Origin of the sequence: Pseudomonas sp. 18.1.10 (assembly GCF_024655625.1) — a bacterium.
Lineage (GTDB): Bacteria > Pseudomonadota > Gammaproteobacteria > Pseudomonadales > Pseudomonadaceae > Aquipseudomonas.
The window spans coordinates 1-578 of sequence record NZ_JANLGL010000477.1 but is presented as its reverse complement, the minus strand read 5'-3'; the positions used below and the strand labels follow the sequence as shown (position 1 = coordinate 578).

Sequence of the window (578 nt, the reverse complement as noted above, 5' to 3'; positions counted from 1 at the left end):
AGGTAATAAAGCGGTCACTGACCCACCGCATTCGCGAGCAAGCCCGCTCCCACATTGGACCGAGTACACAAGTGATTAGGGAAACCCATTATTTAACCTGCAAACCTCTATGCTGATAGGGAACTAGCCTGACGCAATCACAACCAAAGGCAAACACACGCCCACCTTCTTATCAGGACACACACATGCAGGTAGAAAGCTTTTTCGAATGGTTGGGCCAAGCGCTCGGTTCGGTCATTCGCTTTATCGTCGATGGGCTCAGCGGTTTGTTCGGTGCCCTGACCAACGCGGGCGGCAACTTTGTCGAAGGCCTGTCACGCACTTTGGGCATGGACACGTCGATCATCAGCATCCTCACGCTGATCGTTGGCCTGCTGTTTCTGTATTCGGCGGTACGGGCGTTTATGCGTGCGTCGATCATCTTCGGGATTATCTGGTTGATGCTGGGGCTGTGGTTGCTCAGCTGGGTTGTCCACTAATCCCCCCATAAACACCTCAAATCCCCCTGTGGGAGTGGGCTTGTGTGGGAGCGGGCTTGCTCGCGAAGGCGGTGGGTCAGTCAACACATCTGATACTGA

General features: G+C 54.3%; 1 protein-coding gene. It reads left to right on the top strand.

The genetic code is table 11. The features are described 5' to 3' along the window. Nucleotides 1-185 precede the first annotated feature (185 nt). Entirely contained in the window at nucleotides 186-479 is a 294-nt protein-coding gene (locus NUV89_RS29775) for a hypothetical protein (RefSeq protein WP_257784133.1), read from the top strand. Nucleotides 480-578: the final 99 nt, after the last annotated feature.

Excerpts from the sequence above, each read along its gene's own strand:
- NUV89_RS29775 (WP_257784133.1), top strand. The coding sequence starts at position 186 with ATGCAGGTAGAAAGCTTTTTCGAATGGTTGGGCCAAGCGCTCGGTTCG.